Annotated in this window: 20 protein-coding genes and 4 tRNA genes; 9 read left to right on the top strand and 15 right to left on the bottom strand. The window is 63.0% G+C overall.

What is annotated here, in order from left to right:
* Positions 1 to 31: 31 nt before the first annotated feature.
* A complete protein-coding gene (locus tag OQ968_RS00830) occupies positions 32 to 646 on the bottom strand; it encodes a TetR/AcrR family transcriptional regulator (protein WP_324673727.1) in 615 nt (204 codons plus the stop codon).
* Between the two features lie 67 nt (positions 647 to 713).
* On the opposite strand from OQ968_RS00830, the gene OQ968_RS00835 reads away from it, so the two are divergent.
* Positions 714 to 1748 carry an oxygenase MpaB family protein gene (locus OQ968_RS00835; protein ID WP_420715816.1) on the top strand — a complete coding sequence of 345 codons (1035 nt, stop codon included), beginning with the start codon at positions 714 to 716 and terminating at the stop codon, positions 1746 to 1748.
* A gap of 43 nt (positions 1749 to 1791) precedes the next feature.
* On the opposite strand, the gene OQ968_RS00840 is transcribed toward OQ968_RS00835, so the two are convergent.
* A complete protein-coding gene (locus OQ968_RS00840; RefSeq protein ID WP_324673729.1) occupies positions 1792 to 2169 on the bottom strand; it encodes a metalloregulator ArsR/SmtB family transcription factor in 378 nt (125 codons plus the stop codon).
* Between the two features lie 65 nt (positions 2170 to 2234).
* The gene (locus OQ968_RS00845) at positions 2235 to 2735 is read right to left on the bottom strand and encodes a nucleoside deaminase (RefSeq protein ID WP_324673732.1); all 501 of its coding nucleotides are present in this window, start codon (positions 2733 to 2735) and stop codon (positions 2235 to 2237) included.
* Positions 2736 to 2820: 85 nt separating this feature from the next.
* Between OQ968_RS00845 and OQ968_RS00850 the strand changes: the two genes are divergently transcribed.
* Positions 2821 to 3720, top strand: coding sequence for a class I SAM-dependent methyltransferase (locus tag OQ968_RS00850; protein ID WP_324673734.1), 900 nt, complete (start codon positions 2821 to 2823; stop codon positions 3718 to 3720).
* On the opposite strand, the gene OQ968_RS00855 is transcribed toward OQ968_RS00850, so the two are convergent.
* Positions 3717 to 4526 (bottom strand): TIGR04255 family protein, encoded by an 810-nt coding sequence (locus OQ968_RS00855; protein WP_420715802.1) that lies wholly within the window; start codon positions 4524 to 4526, stop codon positions 3717 to 3719. The two genes, OQ968_RS00850 and OQ968_RS00855, sit on opposite strands and share 4 nt — an antisense overlap.
* Positions 4527 to 4627: 101 nt before the next feature.
* A tRNA-Lys gene (locus OQ968_RS00860) sits at positions 4628 to 4700 on the bottom strand.
* A gap of 147 nt (positions 4701 to 4847) precedes the next feature.
* On the opposite strand from OQ968_RS00860, the gene OQ968_RS00865 reads away from it, so the two are divergent.
* From OQ968_RS00865 to OQ968_RS00875, 3 genes are all read left to right on the top strand, one after another.
* A tRNA-Glu gene (locus tag OQ968_RS00865) sits at positions 4848 to 4921 on the top strand.
* Between the two features lie 31 nt (positions 4922 to 4952).
* A tRNA-Asp gene (locus tag OQ968_RS00870) sits at positions 4953 to 5029 on the top strand.
* A gap of 26 nt (positions 5030 to 5055) precedes the next feature.
* Positions 5056 to 5132 (top strand) — tRNA-Phe (locus OQ968_RS00875).
* A gap of 32 nt (positions 5133 to 5164) precedes the next feature.
* Here the strand turns inward: OQ968_RS00875 and OQ968_RS00880 are convergent.
* The 5 genes from OQ968_RS00880 to OQ968_RS00900 all read right to left on the bottom strand — a co-directional run bounded on the left by OQ968_RS00880 (position 5165) and on the right by OQ968_RS00900 (position 9226).
* Positions 5165 to 6322 (bottom strand): tyrosine-type recombinase/integrase, encoded by a 1158-nt coding sequence (locus tag OQ968_RS00880; RefSeq protein WP_008263933.1) that lies wholly within the window; start codon positions 6320 to 6322, stop codon positions 5165 to 5167.
* Positions 6323 to 6556 carry a helix-turn-helix transcriptional regulator gene (locus tag OQ968_RS00885; RefSeq protein WP_008263943.1) on the bottom strand — a complete coding sequence of 78 codons (234 nt, stop codon included), beginning with the start codon at positions 6554 to 6556 and terminating at the stop codon, positions 6323 to 6325.
* 10 nt (positions 6557 to 6566) lie between these two features.
* Positions 6567 to 7913, bottom strand: coding sequence for a hypothetical protein (locus tag OQ968_RS00890; protein ID WP_020821580.1), 1347 nt, complete (start codon positions 7911 to 7913; stop codon positions 6567 to 6569).
* Complete coding sequence (locus OQ968_RS00895; protein ID WP_008263947.1) at positions 7910 to 8332, bottom strand: hypothetical protein; 423 nt, start codon at positions 8330 to 8332, stop codon at positions 7910 to 7912. Before OQ968_RS00895 ends, OQ968_RS00890 begins: the two co-directional genes overlap by 4 nt.
* 99 nt (positions 8333 to 8431) lie before the next feature.
* Positions 8432 to 9226 carry a GntR family transcriptional regulator gene (locus tag OQ968_RS00900; protein WP_020821582.1) on the bottom strand — a complete coding sequence of 265 codons (795 nt, stop codon included), beginning with the start codon at positions 9224 to 9226 and terminating at the stop codon, positions 8432 to 8434.
* Between the two features lie 79 nt (positions 9227 to 9305).
* On the opposite strand from OQ968_RS00900, the gene OQ968_RS00905 reads away from it, so the two are divergent.
* The gene (locus tag OQ968_RS00905; protein WP_008263949.1) at positions 9306 to 9737 is read left to right on the top strand and encodes an NUDIX hydrolase; all 432 of its coding nucleotides are present in this window, start codon (positions 9306 to 9308) and stop codon (positions 9735 to 9737) included.
* 7 nt (positions 9738 to 9744) lie between these two features.
* Here the strand turns inward: OQ968_RS00905 and OQ968_RS00910 are convergent, their stop codons facing one another.
* Positions 9745 to 11313: a hypothetical protein gene (locus OQ968_RS00910; RefSeq protein ID WP_224097130.1), complete on the bottom strand. Its 1569-nt coding sequence runs from the start codon at positions 11311 to 11313 to the stop codon at positions 9745 to 9747.
* A gap of 264 nt (positions 11314 to 11577) precedes the next feature.
* On the opposite strand from OQ968_RS00910, the gene OQ968_RS00915 reads away from it, so the two are divergent.
* Entirely contained in the window at positions 11578 to 12024 is a 447-nt protein-coding gene (locus tag OQ968_RS00915) for a DUF6188 family protein (RefSeq protein ID WP_014710938.1), read from the top strand.
* Positions 12025 to 12052: 28 nt separating this feature from the next.
* Here the strand turns inward: OQ968_RS00915 and OQ968_RS00920 are convergent, their stop codons facing one another.
* Together OQ968_RS00920 and OQ968_RS00925 are read right to left on the bottom strand one after the other, a co-directional pair.
* Positions 12053 to 12949, bottom strand: a complete 897-nt coding sequence (locus tag OQ968_RS00920) for an alpha/beta fold hydrolase (protein ID WP_014710939.1) — start codon at positions 12947 to 12949, stop codon at positions 12053 to 12055.
* Complete coding sequence (locus OQ968_RS00925; protein WP_024636820.1) at positions 12946 to 16032, bottom strand: RND family transporter; 3087 nt, start codon at positions 16030 to 16032, stop codon at positions 12946 to 12948. The genes OQ968_RS00920 and OQ968_RS00925 overlap by 4 nt, the downstream gene beginning before the upstream one ends.
* 796 nt (positions 16033 to 16828) lie before the next feature.
* On the opposite strand from OQ968_RS00925, the gene OQ968_RS00930 reads away from it, so the two are divergent.
* Positions 16829 to 17464, top strand: a complete 636-nt coding sequence (locus OQ968_RS00930) for a TetR/AcrR family transcriptional regulator (protein WP_014710941.1) — start codon at positions 16829 to 16831, stop codon at positions 17462 to 17464.
* A gap of 58 nt (positions 17465 to 17522) precedes the next feature.
* On the opposite strand, the gene OQ968_RS00935 is transcribed toward OQ968_RS00930, so the two are convergent.
* The gene (locus OQ968_RS00935; RefSeq protein ID WP_014710942.1) at positions 17523 to 18716 is read right to left on the bottom strand and encodes a cytochrome P450; all 1194 of its coding nucleotides are present in this window, start codon (positions 18714 to 18716) and stop codon (positions 17523 to 17525) included.
* A gap of 83 nt (positions 18717 to 18799) precedes the next feature.
* On the opposite strand from OQ968_RS00935, the gene OQ968_RS00940 reads away from it, so the two are divergent.
* Positions 18800 to 19381 (top strand): TetR/AcrR family transcriptional regulator, encoded by a 582-nt coding sequence (locus OQ968_RS00940; RefSeq protein ID WP_014710943.1) that lies wholly within the window; start codon positions 18800 to 18802, stop codon positions 19379 to 19381.
* Positions 19382 to 19438: 57 nt separating this feature from the next.
* Here OQ968_RS00940 and OQ968_RS00945 read toward each other — a convergent pair whose 3' ends face one another.
* Complete coding sequence (locus tag OQ968_RS00945) at positions 19439 to 19750, bottom strand: hypothetical protein (protein ID WP_131806047.1); 312 nt, start codon at positions 19748 to 19750, stop codon at positions 19439 to 19441.
* Positions 19751 to 19808: the final 58 nt, after the last annotated feature.

Below are 19808 nucleotides of genomic sequence, written 5' to 3' on the forward strand. Positions count from 1 at the left end.
CGGTTTCCCGAGCCGCCCCGGAAGAAAACCGTCACTCGGATTGCCGCAGCTCAGGCGAGCGAACGTAGGGGGCCGCGGTGTTGAACAGCAAGTTGACGCAGTAGTCGATGAATTCCTTGCGGCTGGCCCCGAGCTGACCGTTGAGGTAGGCGGTGAACAGGCTCGACAGGCCGCCGACCAGGCTCGTCGCAATCATTTTCTGCAGCACGGGATCGCCGATTCGCGACAGCTTGCGCTGCAACAGCTCGATGAAATTGGGCATCCACTCCGCGCCGGACCGGGTCAGTATCGGCTCCACCGCCGGCGCCAGCAGCAGCACCCGGCCGCGCACCGGGTCGTCGACCATCAGCTCGACGAATTGCTCGACGGCTTCGCGGGGTGTCTTCGCCGAAGTGAGGGCGTTCATTGCCCGGGTGCACACGTCGTCGTAGACGGCGCGCACGAATTCGTCACGGTCGGAAAAGCTTTCGTAGAAGTAGCGTTCCGTCAGCGCGGCCTTGCGGCACACCGCCCGGACGGTCAGCGCGGGCCCACGGTCACTGCCCAGCAACTGCACGCCGGCGTCGATGAGGTTGTCGCGGCGGAGGGCGAGGCGACTCTCGAGGGGGACGCCGGTCCAGCGGCCCCGGCGTTGACCGGACTGCACATGCCTCCTAAGCTGAAAACTGACAACGCATGTAGTCAGAATTACCGATACCGGGGAATCCGTGACAGTGACTCAACATACGTCCGCAGCCTGCCCGCTGACCAGCGCCGCAGCCATTAGCGGCCCGAGCACGCAGGGCGGCGTGGCCGCAGGCTGCCCGGTGTCGCCGCTCGGCTACGACGCGCCGCCGACGCCGCTCGGGCCCGACTCCCTGACCTGGCGGTACTTCGGGGACTGGCGCGGCATGCTGCAGGGCCCCTGGGCGGGATCGATGCAGAACATGCACGCGCAACTGGGCGCGGCGGTGATCGATCACTCGACCTTCTTCCGGGAGCGCTGGCCCCGGCTGCTGCGCTCGCTGTACCCGATCGGCGGCGTCGTTTTCGACGGCGAACGCGCGCCGGTCACCGGCGGCGAGGTCCGCGACTACCACATCGACATCAAGGGAGTCGACGAACAGGGTCGCCGCTACCACGCCCTGAACCCCGACGTCTTCTACTGGGCGCACGCCACCTTCTTCGTCGGCACCATCCATGTGGCCGAACGGTTTTGCGGCGGCTTGACCGAGGCGCAGAAGCGTCAGCTGTTCGACGAGCACGTCGACTGGTACCGGATGTACGGCATGAGCATGCGCCCGGTGCCGGACTCCTGGGAGGAATTCCAGGCCTACTGGGACCACATGTGCCGCAACGTTTTGGAGAACAACGAGGCGGCGCGCGCCGTGCTCGACCTGACCGAGCTGCCCAAACCGCCGTTCGCCCAATGGGTTCCGGATTGGTTGTGGACCGCGCAACGCAAATTGCTGGCGCCGTTCTTCGTGTGGCTCACCGTCGGCCTATACGATCCGCCGGTGCGCGAGCTGATGGGCCACCGCTGGTCACGCCGCGACGAATGGCTGCACCGCCGCTTCGGCGACCTCGTCCGCCTGGCTTTCGCCGTCGTGCCCCGTCGATTCCGAAAGCACCCGCGGGCCCGCGCCGGCTGGGACCGCGCCGCGGGCAGAATCCCGTCCGACGCACCGTTGGTGCAGACGCCCGCGCGTAACCTGCCGCCGGTTGACGAGCGCGACGACCCGAAGCACTACTGCCCGGCGGTCTCCTGAGCTTACGTTTGCGAGCAATCCGTGCGCGTGGAATGTGTTGTGGTTACCGGCCTTTCGCGCCGACCGCCTTCAGGTCACCGTCACCGCGGTGATGGCGCGGAACCCCGGGACCGGCGTGCTCGGCGTTGAAGACGGCATCGATGACGAGCTGGCGGATGTGGTCGTTCTCCAGGCTGTAGAAGATGGTGGTGCCCTCGCGACGGGTGCGCACCAGACGTGCCATCCGCAGCTTCGCGAGGTGCTGGGAGACCGACGGCGCCGGCTTGCCCACGTGCGCGGCGAGTTCGTTGACCGACATCTCGCGATGCGTCAGCGACCAGAGCACCTGCACGCGGGTGGCGTCGGCCAGCATCCGGAAGACCTCGACCACCAGGCCGGCCTGGTCGTCCGGCAACCGATCTTCACCATTACCTGCATGCATACGCAGACAATAGCGAAAGGGCCGGCGGCGCTGTCAATGCCAGTTCAATGCCGGCTCAGCGCGGCTCAGCCCCGCGGGACGACGGTGGACGTGGCCTGGCCGCCGTTGCGCTCGTTCCACAACCGGTAGACATCCACCGCGGCGTCCCGGGGTTCGTAGCGCATCGGCAGGCGCCGCCGGTCCCAGCTCTTGGCGAACTCGTCGTAAAACGACGAGACCTCGAAGTACTTGCGGTCATCGAGGTAGTACGGCTCGTAGGACTCGCGGGTGGTCAGGAAGACCACTTGCTTGGGCGAGCAGTAGTACAGGGAGCCCAGGCACATCGGGCACGGGTGAGCCAGCACGTAGATGGTGGCGTCGACCAGGTGCTCGGTGCCCAGCTTCGTGCACGCCTCCCGGATGGCCAGGATTTCCGCGTGGGCGGTCGGGTCGTTGGTCTGGGCCGCCTGGTTGGCGCTCTCGGCGAGAACGCGGCCGTCGTTGACGATCACCGTCGCGAACGGACGACCGCCCTCGGCGACGTTGCGGCGGGCCAGGTCGATCGTTCGCTGCGCGAAGTCGGTCACAGCTCGCAGGGTAGTCCCGGACGGGCCGGAAGCATCGTGTTAACTAGACTGTCTATATTGTTTGAGCTTCGGGATGAGGGAATGCATGACGCGCACCGATAGCGATCGTTGGGACCTCGCGACGAGCGTCGGGGCGACGGCGACCATGGTCGCCGCCCAGCGGGCGCTGTCTTCCGACGCGAAGTACATCGACGACCCGTACGCGGCGCCGTTGGTGCGGGCGGTCGGCATCGACGTCTACGTCCGGTTGGTGAACGGCCAGATCCCGGTCGGCGGGGATACCGAATTCGATCCGCAACGAATGGCCCGGGGAATGGCCTGCCGCACCAGGTTCTACGACCGGTTCTTTCTGGACGCGGCGCGAGGCGGCGTCGGGCAGGCGGTGATCCTGGCGGCGGGCCTCGACGCGCGCGCCTACCGGCTGCCCTGGCCGGCGGGCACCGTCGTCTACGAGGTCGACATGCCAGAGGTGATCGAGTTCAAGACCCTGACGCTGGGCGATCTCGGCGCCGAGCCGACCGCCGAGCGGCGCACCGTCGCCGTCGATTTGCGCGACGACTGGGCCGCCGCGCTGCAGGCGGCGGGATTCGACCCGCAGGCGCCCGCGGCCTGGAGCGCCGAGGGATTGCTGTTGTACCTGCCGGATGACGCCCAGGACGCGCTGTTCGACAACATCACCGCGCTGAGCGCTCCCGGCAGTCGGCTCGCATTCGAATTCGTGCCTGACACAGCCGTTTTCGCCGACGAGCGGTGGCGCGCCCACCATGACAGGATGAGTGAGCTCGGGTTCGAAATCGACTTCAACGAGCTCGTCTATCACGGCCAGCGCAGCCACATCATCAACCACCTGAACCGGCGCGGGTGGCAGACCTCGACCCGGACGGTCAGGGAGCTGCACGCGGCCAACGGCTTCACCTATCCCGACGACGACGTCGCCGCGGCGTTCGCCGACGTGACGTACACAAGCGCGGAACTCAGCCCTTAGGAGCGGAGCAGGTCGTCCTGCGGGCGCCCGACGAGCATCTCCTGAAACACGGCCCGGGCCGGTTCGTAGAGGTCCTGAAAGGTGCCCAGCACCGCGTCCCGGTTGTACTCGGGTATCGAGCCGACCGGCGTCCAAAAGCTGTCGACATCCAACAGGAAAAACGGCCCGGGCTGCACCGGTATCGTCCGGCGCAAGTGGTAATTCGGGTCAAGCGCCTGACCCAGGCCCGGCCCGTAGCGCACGATGATCGACTTGCCCGGTTGCGCTTCGCGGTAGACGGCGGCGCCCTGCCACTCGGTCAACGTCAGGCCGCCGGGAGCGACGTGCTGGGGCCCCAGCAGCGGCTCGGCGATCCAGTTGGCCCACTCGATGCGGCCGTCCGCGCCCACCGGGACCCGGACCTCGAGGACATAGCGCAGGCCGATGCGCTCCACGCCCACGATCGACGACACCTGGGAGCGGGCGTCCATGACCCGCATCGTGACGTCGACCAGCGACTCGAAGCTGGTGTAGGCGGTGGTCTCGACGACCAACGCCTGGGTCTTCATCGAGGCGGCGAGCGTGTTGTCGCGGTTGACGAAACGGGCGAACCGCTCCGCGGTGGGTGTCGGGCTTCCACCGGCGCCCATCGCCCACGCCATGTCCTGGGCCTGACGTTCGATCGGCAGGTATTCGAAGAGCAGATTTCTCAGCTCTTTGCTCGACGATTCGGTCAGGGAATCCGTTGCGGGGTGACGGATTTCCATGGTTACCAGGGCTACGGGGGCGTTTGGGTAGGCCGCATCGCCGCTCATCCTGCGAAGCATAGCCAAGCGGGTCGTCGGCTACACCCCGGCCGCGTCGGGTGCCCGGACGGGCTCTTCGAGCGCCGCCGGTGCCTGATTTCCTCAGGTCACGCGGCTTTCGGTGCCCCCACTAGGACTCGAACCTAGGACCTGCGGATTAAAAGTCCGTAGCTCTACCAACTGAGCTATAGGGGCCGCGAAGAATCAGGATACTGGGTTCGAACCGGCGCTCGAATGGCGCTCGAACGGCGCTCGTTTGAGGATTCTGCCCGCGGTAACCTAAGCTGGCGTGGCTCCCAACGGTAACTGCGTTGCGAGTGCCCCCGGAGAGATTCGGTTCTGGCCCCCTTCGTCTAGACGGCCTAGGACGCCGCCCTTTCAAGGCGGTAACGCGGGTTCGAATCCCGTAGGGGGTACGTGCGACGCGGTGACGCGGAGCAGCAGCAAGGCCCTGTGGCGCAGTTGGTTAGCGCGCCGCCCTGTCACGGCGGAGGTCGCGGGTTCGAGTCCCGTCAGGGTCGCCAGCGCGGCGAGGCACTAGCTGCCTTCCGGCCAGGTAGCTCAGTCGGTATGAGCGTCCGCCTGAAAAGCGGAAGGTCGGCGGTTCGATCCCGCCCCTGGCCACCAGTCTTGAGCTGCACGGACGCGGTGATGGCACTCTATGGATGGTTCGGTGTGTCCGGTTCCTGTCCGTTCGCCCGGTTTTTGGCGACGTCCTGAAGCCGGTCGAGATTCGTGGCTACGTGGTCGAGTTCGTCTGAATAGAGGTCGCTGTAGATGTTCGCGGTGACGGTCGGCGTCGAGTGCCCCATCGTCTTCTGGACGTAGCGGAGGTCGGCGCCGGAGGCCCGGGCCAGGCTGGCGTAGGTGTGGCGCAGGTCGTGAATCGTCAGCGGCACCAGTCCGGTTTTCTTTAGGGCTTCGTTCCAGTCGGTATGCCGGCGCCAGTTGTTTGATCTGAGGAACCCGCCATTTGGCGAGGTGATTGCATGTTCTGTGGGCGCGCGATTATCGATCCTTGGTTTGAGCGCGTCGATGACGATTTGGGGGAGTGGGACGGTTCGGGCGGCGGCGCGAGTTTTTGGCGGCCCGACGATGATCCGGCCTTCCACTTCTGGCGCGGCCTGGCGGACATAGAGCCGACGCGCAGTTAGGTCGATGTCGCCGACCCGCAGGCCGACGAGTTCGGACCAGCGCAGGCCGGTGAAGGCGAGGATGATCACCACGTCGCCGTGGTCGCCGCATGCGGCTGCCAGGGCGGCGACTTCGGTGGCGGTCAGATAGCGGTGGCGTTCTCGGGTGGGTATCCGCCCGGATGACACCCCGTCAGCCGGGTTGCTGTGGATTCGACCGTCCTCGCGCGCCATGTCGAGAATCGACCGCAGCAGCCGCAGCGTGGCGAGTTTGGCCCAGGGACCGACGGTCATGGAATCGATGAATTGCTGTATATCCTTTCGGCTGATTTCATCAACCGGGACGTGGCCGAAACGCGGACTGATGCGTAGTTCCCAATGCTGGGTGTAGCCGCTCCAGGTCTTGGGCGACACTGCGGGGCGTTTCAACGCGCTGTATTGCGTCCAGACAGCGGCGAGTTTGGCCCGGCCAAGTCGGGGGTCGAAGCGTCTGGCGCCGATCGCCGCTTCGCCATCCCGGTCGGCCTTGAATGCCCGCGCTTCTCGCAAGGTGGCGAACGTCGACGACGTCTCAGCCCATCCCGACGGGGAGTCTGAATCACGCACCAGGTAGCGCACTTGATAGCGCGGCAGACCGGCCGAATTGATCCGCTTTCGGATACCGCGCGGGACCGATCCGGCCACTTAGCGACGCACCTTACGAAGCCATGCGCGGACTTCAGCTGCGTCCCAACGTCTTACGCGATCAGATAGCGTGTAGCAGGGCGGTCCCACGTCTGCGCCGTGTTCGCGCAATGCGCCCCATCGACTCACCGTCGCAGCGGACACGCCAAGCAGCTCGGCCACCTGCTCCGCTGTTAGAAGCTCTGGAAAGGTCGCTGTCGCGGTGGCGCTGGTTTTGATGCCGAGGGTTGTCATGCCGATGTCCTCAGTTCTCTGCTGAACCAGCGCGACTTGAGCTTGTAGGCCCGTATTCTTGTGCGACAGAACGGATTAGCGAATCGGGCCAGAAGTCGGCGCGTACTCGCATCGTTGACCCGTCTTCGGCGATGACGTATCCGGTACCAGGCTCATTTGGGTTGATCCGATGCGCGGGGGCGGCGTCGGCGAGGCCGTCACCCAAGACCATGGCGACTTCGTCGCGTGAGCGCAGCCGCAGTGCGACGGTTTGGGTGAACAACCCGCGCATGGGCAGAATCTCCTTGCGAGGGTCCTGCATGAATGCGGCGACCACGATGCCTACAGCCCTACCCTTTGTCAGGATGCGTGAGAGTGAGCCCGCAACTTGCTTCCTCAGTGCCGCGTCCGTCATGTATGCGGTCAAGCCCGCGAATTCATCGATGAGCAGCACGACGAGCGGTTCGGCGGTGCTCGGTGTGTGCGAACGCGCTCGGCCGGCCATCCTGCGACCGCGGCTGTCTAGTAGCTCCTCCAAGTTGGTCAGCAGTCTCGCGGCGTTGGCCTCGGTCGTCGCAATGCCGCTGAATAGTGCAGACCCGACTGACACTTCGATCCCGTACTTGAGATCCACGGCGAACAGCCGCACGGTTCCCGCCTTGATGGCTGGGCCTAATCCGCCTGCAATGCCCCAAAAAACGGAGCCCTTGCCCGCACCCGAGCACCCAACAGTGAGGGTGTGCAGGCCGGCGACGCGCAGAGTCCATGCCGACCCATTCTCACGCCGGCCGACCTCGACGCCCGTCGGCTCGACGCTGGTTGGGAATGCAGCGGTCTCTGCCTCTGAAAGGCATTGTTTCATAACGAATTCCACGCGAACCGTGCCGGGGCCGATCAGTGTCGAGCGGGCGGAATGCGCCCCGACAGCGTCACGAATTGCGGGGACCGCGTTTTCGAGGTCGTCCACCGTCTGGCCGGTCCGTGTTCGGACTGTCATCCGTAGGCAGTCGCCGAACATGCTCACCCCGAGAAGGCGAGGATGAGTCCAAACTGTCCTCGTCCTGCTCTTGCCCTGTGCGTCCGTGCGTGTGACGTGCTCGGGAGTCGACAACCCGCAGGCCTTGGCAACCCGTGGCCAGGAGATCGATGCCCAGATCAGCCATCGGGCCCGACATGCTGGTGTTGCAACATAACGCCCAAATGTGGCGGGGGAACGCACTCTCCAAACGACGAGCGAAACGGCGACCACGCCGATCACCGCAATGAGCCACATGGCGCCGACCGCCAGCAGGTGCGTGAGGTCAAAGAAGTCGATGCCGGCGTCGGGATCTGGAATCGAATACGGATCGCTAGGTACTACGGGGTCGTACGGACTCATGCTGACACCCGGTCTCCCGCTGAGGACCCCGCCTTGCCGGTGTCCGCAGTCATACCCGAGGCCCGAAACGACCACGCGATGCGGCCGGATTCGCTCGAACGGTCTACGTACGGCAATATGTATAGTTCCTCGAAAATCACTGGTGTGAAGGGCATTCCGGCAGTGTTCGGTGGGCACACAGGCTGCTTGGGCGTTGCGAACTTGACGGTGAGAGTGCGCGCTCGCTTACTAGCTGTCGGGTCGCCGTCGAGGACTTCGACCTGCCACAACGGAGCGCCTGATTCTCGATCAGTCGCCTGGACCTTGTTGTCCTTCGTCGACCGCTCGTAATCGATCACCGCCGTCACGTCGGACACCACAAACGCTTTGCGTGGGAAAACCTGCTGGTGTGACACCTTGAGCCATTTCGGCACAGACATTTGTCGACCTTTCATGAGAACTGCTCTAGACAAGTTGAGGTTACATAGTCGTCTAGAGGAGTGCAACGGTCGACGCCCAGTTGATCGAAGACTTTGGGCTCAGCGGGCCGGGAACTCGTATTCGAGCAGGTAGGCGGAAGCAACTTTCACCGTGTCGCAGACCTCAACCGCCACGTCATTCGCGTCATATGCGGTTCGCAGCACTGTCAATACGGGAACGCCTGGTTCGAGTTCCAGTTGCCGCCGTTCTTCGGGAGTGGGCATTCGGGCTGCGACCTCCTCGGTGAAGTGACCGAGTACGTGGCCATTCTCTTCCAGTCGGGCGTAGATGCCCCCGGGCCCAGTGTCCACCTGCTCGATCCTCGTGCCTTCGGCGAAAGCAGCCGGGATGAAGGAGACCGCCGTTTCAACCGGTCGGCCATTCGCCAGGTAGCGGCGCGATCGCACGACGATGTCATCGTCCGGTGATAATCGAAGTCGTTCCGCTACAAACGAATTCGGCTTCTCGCGGCTCACCGCAATATTGTCGACTTGCGGCGAGTAACCCGATTTCTCGGCCTCGACGGTAAACGCCGCCTTGCCTGCCGCGCGATGCTGTCGCGCGAATCGATCCGACGCGAGCCGGCGGATGGGGGGCGTCGGGCGAATAAACACCCCGCGGCCATGCTGCGAGACGACCAGTCCCTCGGAACGAAGCTCCTGCACAGCTTGTCTTACCGTCATGCGTGCCACACCGAAATGCTCGATAAGTTCCGTCTCAGACGGCAGTCGTTCCCCGGGAGCTAGCCGGTTGGAACGGATCGCTTCTCGCAACATGCCCGCGATCTGCCGATATGGCGGCTTGTCATCGGCTCTGTCGATTTGTCCAAGTTGCAGCACCCGCTGGCCTTCCATCACATGTCTAGACGACTAGTCTAGGAAGCCAGTCAACCCGTGTCTCTTCTGCCGGCATCGAACAAGGAGGACCCCAGAAATGGCAACCTCGCCTAAGCACTCGGTCAGTGTCGCCGGCATCGTAGTGCGTGACGATGATCGCGTTCTCGTGATCAGGCGGGACGACAACGGCCACTGGGAAGCCCCTGGTGGTGTACTCGAACTAGGCGAATCTTTTGAGGACGGTGTTCGGCGCGAAGTCCTTGAGGAAACCGGATTGACGGTGAAGGTAGAACGTCTCACCGGCGTTTACAAGAACCTGACCCATGGGATTGTCGCTCTGGTCTACCGCTGCCATCCGGCCGATGGGGACACTCACCCCACTGCGGAAGCCCGCGAGGTTCGTTGGATGACAAGGGAGGAAGTTCAGTCAGCGATGAATCCTGCATTCGCGGTGCGTGTACTGGACGCGTTCGACGAAGAAACTCATTCGCGGGTCCATGACGGCGTCAACCTCGTGTCGGGCTGCTAGGGGTCCACTACACGCTGTCCGGATGTAATCCGAACAGTGCTTGATAGAACACTGCTCGCTTTGGGGGCGCTGGCTCGACCTCGCCCGGACGAGCCTGCACGCATCCCAGGAACGCACTAGACGACGGCGCATTCGCCGGTTTGTTCCGGACGATAAGTTTCGTGAACGCTTCGATGTACTCGAGCGCCGCTCGGATGAGGGTGAAACCGGTTGTCGCAAGGTCGGCCACCATTGACGAACCGGTAAAGGGCGAAACAGGTTCGGTCTGCCACACTCCCAGCGCGTCGTAGTGGTGCTGAGTCATCTCATTGTCGGCACCGAGGGCTAACTCGGGAATCACACTGAGATTCAGCGCCACGTTCATCGTGTTGCCGTAGCTGCGGCCAGGGTGGGTGTCGACGGCAAGAACGCCATCGTGGATGTGATTCCTCAACTGCTTGCAGAGCCACGCATACACCCGCAGGCGCGTCACGTCACCCAAAAGTGACTGGTCGTACTGCGTTCGCACTTCCTTGTCGATGAAGGTCCGCGAGTCGAGTGATCCCCGAGCCTTTTTCCGATCAACTGACGGGTCGACCATCGCTTGGTAAGCACGCCCGAAAATATCGAAAACTGCTGCAAGATAGAGTAATTCACGGTCAAAAGCTTCAGCGGTAGCCTCGGCAACATCTTCGTTCCGCTTCCCGTCCAGCGGGTTCGACAGCGCGGCCAGCAGATCGTCGAACGCGCGCGCTGCACGTCTCAGGCGGATGCGAACCGACGTGAATGCCTCTGCGGCCTCAGGTCCACCTTTAGCGGCAGCCGCAAACATTGAAGCGGCATCGAAGTATGGCAATCCGCTGACCGTGCCCCAGTCGTAAAGATTGACGATGGTCGCAGTCGACTCCGTCGTCTCCCAGCTTCCGCCACCCACCAACATGCCGCGCTCGACCGTCACAACCGGATTGCTAGTCACCCGCAAGTAGTGACCGATGAGTGGTACAGCCGCGTCGGGTGTCACGCTGACGACCACATCGTTGTCGGCGACATCTGTTCGTCCCGCAGTGGGGGCGGTGGTGACGATGGCATCGATGCCAACAGCCCCGGCGGCGGCAGCATAGGCAGCTGCACGATGTCGCTGATCGAGCGTCAACGGGGGGAGGCCGTCCGGCGCATCGTGCTCATCGAGCTGCTGGTACGCGGCGAAGAACCGAGCCTTGGACCAGGCACGGTAGCTCTCGCCACGAGCGGTGCTGACGGAGAACTCGGCCGCGTCGCAGAACTTGCCTGCGTCAGCTACGTTCGTGAAATTGACGGTGTGGCAAGGCGGTTCATCGAGCAACTCGGTCCACCCGCTCGGAGCTTCCGTTGCCGCCGGGATCAATAGGTGCACCTCGATCTCGTCGCGCGTCAGGAACCCGGTGATGTAGCCCTCCTCCGGCGGCTCCGCGATGGTCCCGACATCAATGCCCAGCCGCACCGGGCGCGTTGCCGGCCTCAATGGGTACAGAGGCTCCAACTTCGAGTCTCTCGTCGGCGGCCGAACGTAGCGCATGAAGCGCCAGTTGGGCCGGCCGGATGGGATGGTGATCGCCATATTGGGATGGTCGCACTTGGGGATGACAACTCAGATCGGTCCGTAGTGTTCGCATTCCGACGACTGCATGCATACGGCAGGTCAACCGACCGCAGCCACACCAGAGCCGCACGGCAGGGGAGGCGCGCGAGCGCATTGATCGAGGTTTGCAGCGCATTCTTGATGCATGGAACGCCCGCGATAGCGCATAGGAATACTAATAGTATCGTTGCGCTACTATCGGTAGCATAGATGGGACTCACCGACGCGTCGAAGGGGGCGGTTATGCACACGCAATGGATTGAGCAATGCACCGTTCAGCGAGTCTCGCTGCACGAAGGGCTCATACTCGACCTCGACGGTTACAACGAATTGGTGATTTCCCGACCGCTGCGACTGACCCTCCCGCCGGCAGGAGCCTGGCCGTCGGATGAAGTGTTGATCGACCCCATCAACCTTTCGCCCGAGGAGCGGCCACTGTTGGACCTTGCCGGAGCGATCTGCACGCGCGCCTGGTGCGACGACGACGGGGCCTTACATCTCTGTTTCTCCCCCGGCCACCGCATCGACGTCGACCCGGATGTAGCGGCGACCTCGTGGGAACTCTATGGCAAGTGTCACGGATACGTGGCGTGTCTGCCGCGAGGTCGCGTCCGAGCGATTCGGCACGACCTTCCTGTCGACGAGAATGACTCAGACGCAACACAACCCAAAGCCATGGCACATCAGTAGCCCGGGTGGCTGAAGACTCGCTGGATGCTTATGTCAGGGTCCTCATGGCGCGGTCGAGGAAGTCGGTAACCGCGGCGGTGAACGCGTCGTTGTTGTCGCCGGCAACCATGTGACCGGTGCCGGTGACGTCCGTCGTTTCGGCGTGCCTGACGAGCTGGCGGAATTCGCTGACGGTTTCCTGGGAGACTACGTCTGAAAGTGCCCCGCGTACCAACAGCGTTGGGGCCGTGATTCGACGTGCTCCTTCGGCGAGGAATCCGCTGATGGCGTCGAACTCCTCGCTGCCCGTCATGAGATTGCCTTGGAGGACATCGAAGTTGGAGCTGATGAAGGCCGGGTCCCAGCGCCAGATCCATCGGCCATCGCTACGTTGGCGCAGAACCTTGTGCAGGCCGTCGAGATTTTCGGGTCGCGCGCGGCGTGGGTTGTATTCGGCGATGACATCGGCGGCATCATTGAGCGTGCCGAATCCGTCGGGGTGTCCGGCCATGAATGACAGGATGCGACGGGCCCCATGAAATTCCATTCGCGGGGTGATGTCGACCAGGACAACGGCTGCCCAGAGGTCGGGTGGGGCCAGCAGATGGGTAGCGAGGATGATCAGCCCACCCAGCGACGCGCCGACGACGGCGGGGGGACTGTCGGCGCTGACGTGTCCTCGTACCGAGATCAGATCGGACACAAACCGTTCGATGTCATATTGTCCGCTCGGGTCCCAGTCGCTGTCGCCGTGACCTCGTGTGTCGTAGGCGACGACGGTGTAGCCGTGGGAATAGAGTCGACGGGCGGTGGTGGCCCACGCGTGACGGTTCTGGCCGCCGCCATGGAGCAGCAACACGACGGGGTGAGTCGCGGCGTGCCGGTAGCAATCGGCCACGAGAGTGATCCCGTCGCTGGTGCGGATGCGCTCTCGGCCAATTGTCATGTGGTCCGGTGTGGTCGGCCGTTGTGAGTCGAGGATTTCCGTTGCGGCCACCAGCTGGCCTCGCGCAGGAGCGTAGCGATCGCGGGCACCGTGAGGGTGCGAACGACGAAGGTGTCGAGTAGTAGGCCGCAGCCGACGATGAATCCGACTTGGATCATGATTCCGACAGAGCCGACCATCAGGCCGAACATACTCGCGGCGAAGATGAGCCCGGCTGAGGTGATGACTGAACCGGTGTTTGCGACCGTGCGTAGCACGCCGACGCGAATGTTGTGAGCGGATTCTTCGCGTAACCGCGAGATCAGCAGCATGTTGTAGTCGGCGCCGACGGCGACCAGGATGATGAACGCCACAAGCGGTACGGGCCAGGCGATTTCCTTACCCAGGCCGTATTGGAAGACGAGCGTCCCAATGCCCAGTGCCGCGCCATAGTTGAGTACGACCGTACCGAGGAGGTAGAGCGGGGCCAGCAAGGCACGCAGGAGAAGGACAAGGATCACTCCGACGATGACGAGCGTGGCGATCGCCAGCAGATGAAAGTCGGCCGACAGCAGGCGCTGAATATCGGAGTTGACGGCGGGGAAACCGGCCATCGATATCGTGGCGTTGGCCAGGGAGGTGTTCGGGCGTGCGGCCCCGGCAACTTCGGTGATTTTCTGAGCGAGATCCATCGCTTGGCTGCTGTAGGGGTTGTAGCTCGATTCGATCGCGAAGCGGGCGGTCTTGCCATCGGCCGACATAAAATGTTTTGCCACATCGGCGAACTGGCGATTCTCGAAGGTGTTGGCGGGCAGGTAAAAGCCGCTGGCGTTGTCCGAACCGGCGCTGGACCGCGCGGAATTTTGTAATTGGGTGGCGACCTGACTCATGCCGGACAACATTTCGATGTTGCTGTCGGCAAGGGTGTGCACGCCGGTGGCCAGGGCTTGTGCACCCGACGCGAGCTGGCTGATGCCGTTTTGGAGGCGGCGGATATTGCCGGCCATGTCGGCGGGATCGCCGAGTGCTCCGAAAGCCTTGTTCAGCGAGGTGACCGTGCTCTGCAGATCTGCTACGGTGCCCGCCGCATTGTCGCTGCCCGGCTGGTACATGTCGCCCAGGTTGGCGAGCTGGCTGAAAAAGCCGCCATCGCGCAAGGTCACCAGAATCTGCACCTGATCGCGGATCTGGGCACACTCGGGTGTGGTGGCACACCACGGGGAGGTGTTGAGCGCACCAACCAGCGGATCGATCGTGGCGATCGCGTTTTGGGCTTGTTGAGCTTCTTGACGCAGTCCCGGCCCGGTTCGGATCGCTTGATCGATGGTTGGTGTGGTAGCCGAAAGTTGCTGCAGCAGAGGGCGAAAGTGTTGAAATTGCGATCCGCTGGACTGGGCTTGGGTAAGGACCGCGGTCAGCGGTGTCAATGCCGTGCGCAGGGTGGTGTCAAGTTGCGCCAGGCCGCCGGCGAGTTGGTCGGCGCCACTGGTGAGTTTGGCCAGGTCGTCCTTATGGGCGTCTCCCTTGGCGACCGCGCCGGCCATCTTGTTGCCGATCTGGCCGTTTTGCCACGAGAGCTGTGCCTGATCGAGGCGTGCACCGGTGGGCCGAGTGACACCGGAAACCTTGGTGACGCCCGGCAATTGCGACACTCGAGACGCCATTTCATCTAGGTCGGCTAGGCCTTTACTGGTGCGCATATCTGTGGGTGATTCGACGACCATGAACTGTGTGATGACGATATCTTTGCGGAAATGCCTATCCAGCAAGCGATAGCCCTCATTGCTGGTGGTCGTCGCCGGCTGTCCTTGCCGATCGTCGTAGCTGATGTGCATAGTCAGCGCGACAGCCGCGAGGCCTAATACAAGTGCCAGGCTGGCGGCCAGCAGTGGGGCGGGTCGGCGGACCACGGCCACGGCGATCCAGTTCCAGTATCGGCGCGTGCGGTCAGCTTTGGGTTCGCCAATGCCATGTTTCGCGGCAAGCGCCAATACCGGAGGAAACAACGTTACTGTAGCTGCGACTCCGACAAAGACAGCGATCGCGCACGCCGGGCCTAATGCGCTAAATACGCTCAGCTTCGCAAAGACCAAGGATAGAAACGCAAACGCCACAGTCGCGGCGGAAGCCATGATCACCCGCCCGATGGTGGCGGTTGCGTTAATCACAGCCAGGTCAGCCGAAATCATCTGGCGGCGCTGCTCGTGATACCGGCTGATCAGAAACACGGAATAATCGGTGCCGGCACCCAACAAGATGGCAGTCATGAACGCAATCGTGAATTGCGACACCGGCATTCCTGATTCGCCCAGCGCCGAGAGCACCCCGCGCCCGACCGCCAGGCTCACACCGATCACGAGCAATGGCAGCAACGCGGTAACTAGTGACCGATAGATGACCAGCAAAATCACCGCGATCAGACCGGCTGTCACGATGGAGATGCCAATCAAATCCTGCTCAGCCGAATCGATTAGATCGCTGAATGTCGCGGGAGGTCCGGTTACACGAACGATCGTGGACGTACCGCTAAACGACTCGGCGACAATAGCGCGCACCGCCCGAACGGATTCCGCCGCTCTAGGATCGCCGAGCGTGCCAGCTACCCCGACCGGCACATACCACGCCTTGCCATCCTGGCTCATCGCCTGACCCGCAGTAACGGGGTCGGCTAACAGATCCTGAACCAGTCGCACGTGCTGGGAGTCGGCACGCAACCGCGAAACCATCGTTTTGTAGCGCTGACGCACCGGCGCAGTCAGGCCCGTCGGGTCCTCGAATGCAACAAAGACGGTGGTCTTGGACCCCTGCTCGCCGAATGCCGTGCCCATCCGGTCAACCGTCTGCAGCGATGGAGCATCAGGGGGGACCAGATTCACCGACTGCTGTTTCACAACGGTTTCCAGCTGGGGGAACAGCATCGCCAGGACGCCGGCGGTCACCACCCACGCCCCGATGACCAGCACCTTATGTCGGATGCTGAACCCCGCCAGGCGAGCTAGTCGATCACTGTATGCGCCCTCGCCCGCCGCGACCTTGCGAAGTTGCTCCCGAACTGGGCGACTCAGCGTCGCCACCCCCGAGGAAACCCACCCGTTGTCCGCCATCCCCCACCTCCGTTATCCCAAAAGAAACTAACGGTGTCGGAACAGTACCGCTAGTACCCTTTCGCTTCGTCGCCGAAACCGCGACAGGCGTGCACCCGTCGACCGCTACCGCACTACTCACCTGGATTGGCCCGAGAGCACCCCGCAGGCGACGGACCAGCATTTCGCGCCTGGCGCGACGTGCCCCTCGGCGCGCAGGTTGATTGACCGTGACGACGCACCGTCGCCGAAATTCTGAAAGGTTCATGAACGCCGCAGACGAAAAGCCAGCCGGGAAGTTAGCCTGGTGGGATCGTCGTGCACGTGGTTGTACATTTCCCGGTTCATCAAATTGTCGTCCAGGTATGAGCAGTAGCGAGGCGGGTAATGCCGAGGACGAACGCGGTCTTGGTCCGGCGGCGTTCGGTGGATGTCACTGGTAATGGTGCGGCCGCTGAGCCTGAAACCGCGAGCCGCACTCATCCACACTTGGGTCCTGGTTAGCGCAAGCAGCGCATTCATCGCAGAACGCCATCCTCGGCGTGTGCGAGTCCCTGCCGCACAAGTTGGGAGGGTTCGTGGGATGGCCTCATGAACCGACATGCCAGCCGTGCATTGGTGGCCTTTTGGACCACGGGTTGTTCGAGCCGTTGCCTGATCACGAATCCCCCTACTACGCACAAACCCCTACGAATAACTGTACTATTGGTAGCGCTATGCTACCAACAGTAGCGTTAGTTGGGTAGTGGCTGGATCAATCGCCAATGCAGATGCGATTCGGTGCGGGCCAGGTATGCGTAGGGTTTACGGTGACCATATGGAGCGCGACGGTTTTGACATGCCGGTCGACGACGATGTCGATCCGCGCCTGGTGCGCTCCCGGACCCGGCTATTAGATGCAGCCACCAAACTCCTCAGCGCCGGCGGGATTGAAGCCGTCACCATAGACGCGGTCACCAAGGCCTCTAAAGTTGCGCGCACGACCCTCTATCGCCACTTCAGCAGCTCCACTCAACTACTGGCCGCCACATTTGAACGGCTGCTGCCGCAGGTTCACCTTCCGCCGGCGACGGGATCGTTGCGCGACCAACTCATCGAACTGTTGAGCCGACAGGCCACGCTGTTCCAGGAGGCGCCGCTGCACGTCACCACACTGGCTTGGGTCGCGCTTGGCCCAACATCAAACAGCACTCAGGAGACCTACGATCGGCACGCGCTGCGGACCCGGATCATCGAGCAGTATCGCCAGCCGTTCGATCTACTTTTGCAAAGCCCCGAAGCCTGCGCCGACCTCGATGAATTCGACCCCGAGCTGATCCTGTGCCAACTCGTGGGGCCGGTCGCCTTCGCGCGCCTCACCGGGCTGCGTGCCATCGATCGTCAAGACTGTGAGCGCATCGTCGATGACTTCCTCGCCGCGCACCGCCGCAAGGTCGACGAGCCCGCATCGTAGTGATCCCGCTCCGCGGGAATGGCGCCGCCCCAGCCGCTCTGCCTGACGCGCAGTTCGGCTAATTTGCCGACCACGAGATAGGCAAAGACATATAGCCCCGGATGAGGCCCGACCGCAGGCGCTGCGCGTTCTCTAGGTCGACTTCCCAGTTGGGCACTCGGGCCAGCAGGGCGCGCAACGCTATCCGGGCCTCCATCCGCGCTAATGACGCACCGAGACAGAAGTGGATACCTCGGCCGAACGCCACTTGATGTTCGGGTTTGCGCCCGATATCGAACACGTCGGGATCAGCAAACACTCGTTCGTCACGGTTAGCCGAGCCGAACAACAGCAGCACTGAATCACCGACGGACATCGTGACGCCATGCAGCGTGACGTCGCGGGTCAGAGTTCGTGAAAGTCCTTGCACCGGTGAGTCATACCGGAGGAGCTCCTCAACTGCGGGACCAAGCAAGTTGTCATCGGCGACTAGTCGTCGGCGAATGTCGGGATCGCTCGCAAGCACTACTGCGGCGTTGCTGAGCAGGTTCGAGGTGGTCTCATGGCCTGCGATGAGCAGCAACAGGCAAAAGCCAAGGAGGTCCTCGTCAGTAAGACGCTTTCCGTCGATCTCGGCGGACACCAAGGCCGACATCAAGTCGCCGCGCGGTTCGCGTCGACGCTCGGCGAGGAAGTCGGTGAAGTAGGCATAGACGGCCGCAGCCGCGGCCAGCCCCTCGCCCATCTCACCGCGCGCCGGATTGGACTGGACCATCGTGGTTGACCACTGCCGAAACTGTGCGCGGTCCTCGCGAGGAATGCCGAGCAAATCAGCGATCACCATGGCCGGCAGGACGGCGGCAAAGTCGGCGGCAAAGTCAACCGACCCTGCGCCCCGGTCAAGGCAATCTGATAAATCCTCCGCCAGGTCCTCAATCCCACTACTTAACGCCGCGATGCGCCGCGGGGTGAACGCCTTGCTTACCAACGCGCGCAGCTGATCGTGTCGCGGGGGATCCATCAAAATCATCATGGGCAAGAACGATGCGTGGAAATCTGAGCCCGGTGGAGTTGGAAATATGCCGTCCACGGATGAGTAGGTGTGATGGTCAAGCAGCGCGCTGACGACATCTTCGTGGCGACTGAAAACCCACGTGTTGGAATCGGCTGCGCGATACAGCGGGGCTTTGTCGCGCAGCTGCCGGTAGATGGGGTAGAGATCGTCCTGAATCGTCGCATCGAACGGGTCGTAGCGAAGTTGCACCGTCGTCATCTGAGCTCCTACCGCTGTGAATCTAATTATACGGCTGTCTAATCCAGTAGTTTAGACTGTAAGTCCAACCGAGAGGAGCGTCAATGCGCGAGGTTCCGCGAAAAATTGCCGACCGCCTGCCGCCGGCGGCGGCACTTTTCGCAGACCGCGGGCTCAACGACACCAAGATCGAAGACGTCGCCGCCACCACCGGCATCGCCAAGGCCACCCTTTACTACTACTTCGCCGGCAAAGAGGAAATACTCGCCTTCCTCCTCGAAGACGTCCTACAGCAAGTCGCGCACGAGGTCGCCGCAGTCGTGGAGGCAGAAGGCTCCGCCGCTCAGCGCCTGCACGCAGTCATCAGTGCCCAGCTGCGCGTGATGGCACAGAGACCCGCCGTCTGCCGCGCTCTCATCGGGGAACTGGGCCGCGCCGCCCGCATGCCCGTCATCGCCGACATGATCAGCGCCGCATACTTCGCACCCGTCGAGACGTTACTTCGCGCTGGCGCCGGCGACGGCTCACTCGTGACCCTCGACAACCCAGCAGTTGCCGCGATCGCGCTATTCGGTGCCGTCACGACCAGCGCACTGACCTACCTAGTGCTTGACGATGCGCTCGACGAAGATCGAATTGCCAGAACAATTCACGACCTCGTTTTTGTCGGTTTACGACCGCGCTAGCCGTCCCCCGCACCGCGTGGACGGTAGTGCGCAGCTGAGCATGGCCCGCGACTCGGACTATCCGGAGCATCCAGGCGACGCGGGGTCGTCGGAGTGAGCTACAGACAGCGCGTGACGCAGCGGATGAAGTACGGCTGGCCCACCCGTATGCACCGCCAGCCGCAGCTGCTCAATGACTGTGTGCACCTGACGTCGCTCTTCAGTGTCGGAAAGTCCGAATTCATAAAGCTCCCAACGATATTTATGATCCTCCAGCCGCAGGAGTAGCTCGTTGATCACGTTGTCCAGGTCCATCTGCTCAGCGGCCAATTCCTGATGATTCCTCGGCCGCTCACCATCCGGCAGGCGCGGCGACAGTTCGATGGTCACGTGCTAAGCGTATGTAGCCGGTTGCTGCAATGCGACGGTCAGAGGTGAATTGCGTTAG

Origin of the sequence: Mycobacterium sp. 663a-19, assembly GCF_035616495.1 — a bacterium.
GTDB lineage: Bacteria > Actinomycetota > Actinomycetes > Mycobacteriales > Mycobacteriaceae > Mycobacterium.